2 protein-coding genes are annotated in these 2,864 nt (G+C 62.4%); one reads left to right on the top strand and one right to left on the bottom strand.

Annotated features, from left to right (window positions below):
* Positions 1-294 (top strand): DUF2949 domain-containing protein (locus tag NW809_RS11725; RefSeq protein WP_414402212.1); only part of this gene is annotated, 294 nt, incomplete at its 5' end.
* A 340-nt stretch (positions 295-634) separates the two neighbouring features.
* Here the strand turns inward: NW809_RS11725 and NW809_RS11720 are convergent.
* Positions 635-2,864: efflux RND transporter permease subunit (locus tag NW809_RS11720; protein WP_414402211.1), on the bottom strand; the 2,230-nt coding region annotated here is incomplete at its 5' end.

Raw genomic sequence — 2,864 nt, 5'->3', positions numbered from 1 at the left:
GTAGGGGATCCAGCGTCCAGTTACACCCAAGCCAGACCTATGGAACTGACTGTGCCGGATTTGCAAGCCCTCAGCCAATGGGATCGGCAGTTCTGCCGCTTTGCCGAGCAGCAACAGCTCCTCAAGCCCAAACAACTGGCCTTGGCCCTGAAGATCCAGCGGCAGCAGCACGGCCCCCTGGCCTTGATCCTCTGGCAGTTGGGGTTTGTGGGCCTGCAGCACTTGGCGCAGTTTTGGGAGAGAGTATCTGGCGACGCTGACCCGGAGCTGCTCCAAGACAAGGCCTTCGGCTGACAAAAAGGGTGACTGCTGCCGTCTGTTTTCCTGGCCGAGGAGCGAGACTGCAGTATGGCCTTTTCGGACTCCACCGTCACTCATCCTGAAAGTCCTGTAGCGGTGAGCTGCGGCTCCCTTCCTGCAGCGCCGCCCGCCCCCCAGCCACCATCGGGTGAATCTTCTGGTTAGCTGACCTGTTGTACTTGGCCGACTGCCGCTTGCGTAAGCAGAAGAGGGAAAGACAGCACTCTGCACCGCTCCTGCAAGAGGGTGGCTGGGCGCTCTTTCAGCGTGGTTGGCCTACCAACCCTGTCGCTGGAAAAAGCTGGAATCCACAGCCATAGGTTTTGCCCTGCAATCAAGTCGATTCTTCCGGCAACAGACCCTTGGGATCCTCCGGCGGCGGCAGATGGGCCAGATCCCCACGGGATTCGCTCCCCAAAACTCGCGCCTGGATTCTCTTGATCACGACATAGAGCACCGGCACCACCAGCAGGCTGAGCAGGGTCGAGACGAACATACCGCCGATAACAGCCGTGCCCAGAGACTGGCGGCTGGCAGCCCCGGCGCCACTGGCCACGGCCAGCGGGAAAATCCCCAGGATCGTGCTCAGGGCCGTCATGAGGATGGCGCGGAAACGGGTCTCCGCCGCCTGGATCGCGGCCTTGACCAGCGGGATCCCCTGGGCAACCAGTTGGTTGGCAAACTCCACGATCAAGATCGAGTTCTTGCTGGCCAGACCGATCAACATCACCAGCCCCACCTGGCAAAAGATGTCGTTGGCCAGGCCCCGCAGCAGTTGGGCCGAGAGCGCCCCCAGAACCGCCAGCGGCACCGCCAGCAGAATGATCAAGGGATCCACATAGCTCTCAAATTGGGCCGCCAGCACCAGGAAGACGAACACCGACCCCAAAGCGAAGATCAGCGGCGCCTGTCCCCCCGACTCGATCTCTTCCAAGGACAGGCCCGACCACTCGAAGCCAAACCCCTGCGGCAGCAAGCGGGCAGCCAGACTTTCCATAGCCCGAATGGCTTGCCCTGAGCTGAAGCCCGGCAGCGGGCTGCCCTGGATCTCCGCCGAGCGGAAGAGGTTGAAGTGGTTGATGATTGCAGGGCCGGTGGTCTCCTCCACCTGAACCAGGGTGCTCAAGGGCAAAAGCTGCCCCTGCCCACTGCGCACGTAGAACTGGCCGATACGTTCGGGGCTGCCCCGGAAAGCCTGATCCGCCTGCACATAGACCCGGTAGTTGCGGTTGAACAGGTCGAAATCGTTGACATAGGTGCCCCCCAACAGGGTCTGCAGCGTGCCGAAGACCTCGGCCAGCGGGATCCCCAGCACCTGGGCCATGTCCCGATCCACCTTGACCTGCAACCGGGGGGAGTTGGCGTTGAAGGTGGGCGGGTTAATCCGCACGCCCAGGGGGGGTTGGCCCGGCGGGGGCGGCGCGTTGCCCACGAAGAAAAGCGTGTTGGCCGTCTGCTGCAGCAGGTTGAAATCGTTCACCCCCCGATCCTGGAGCTGGAAGGTGAACCCGCCCGTAACCCCCAAATCGGGAATGGCTGGCGGCAAAATCGGGATCACCAACGAGCGGCTGATCCCGCCCAAAAAGGGCCCGAACAGCCGGTTGACAATCGCCTGCGCCGATTGTTCCGGTCGCCGCCGCTCGTCCCAGGGCTTGAGGGTGGCGAAGATTAACCCGTTCCCCGGCGAGGGCCCGGTAAAGCTGAACCCCCCCACGATCACCTGGTTTTCGATTTCCGGGATCCCGTCCAAAATGGCGCTGGCCTGCCGGATGACCCGGTCGGTGTAATTGAGAGAAACCCCCGGCGGCCCCTGGATGATGGTGATGAAAAAGCCCTGATCCTCATCCGGCACAAACCCGGTCGGCACGACCTGGAACAGCCAGTAGGTGAGGCCCAGACAGGCGACAAACCCCGCCACCACCAGCAGCCGCAGCTTCACCACCAGCTCCAGGAACCGACGATAGGCGGCGCGGATCCCTTCCACGGCCCGGTCAAACCAGCGCAACAGCCAAAACATCTGCTCCGAACGGGGGCGGATCAGCAGCGCCGACAACGCCGGAGCCAGGGTAATGGCATTGAAGGTAGACAGCGAAACCGATACGGCAATGGTGACGGCAAACTGCCGGTAGATGCGGCCACTGGTGCCGGGAAAGAACGCGATTGGCACAAACAGGCCCAACAGCACCAGCGTCGTGGCGATCACCGCCCCCAGGACCTCGTTCATCCCCGCCGAGGCCCCCTGCAGAGGCCGCATGCCGCGGTCGCGGATGTAGCGGGAGATGTTCTCCACCACCACGATGGTGTCGTCCACCACCAGGCCGGTGGCCAAGGTGAGGCCGAACATGGTCAGGGTGTTGATGGAAAAGCCGAACAGGCGCACAAACGCAAACGTCCCCAGCAGCGCCACCGGGATCGTGACAGTGGGGATGAGAGTGATGCGCCAATCCTGCAAAAAGATAAACAGCACCAGCACCACCAGGACAATAGCCTGCAGCAGGGTGAAGATCACCTCCTGCACCGACTCCGTAATAAACAGCGTGGCGTCGAAGGCGATCTCGTAGATC

Source organism: Synechococcus sp. WC101 (assembly GCF_047461555.1).
In the GTDB taxonomy this organism is placed as follows: domain Bacteria; phylum Cyanobacteriota; class Cyanobacteriia; order Thermostichales; family Thermostichaceae; genus Thermostichus.
This window is presented reverse-complemented; position numbering and strand designations above follow the sequence as displayed.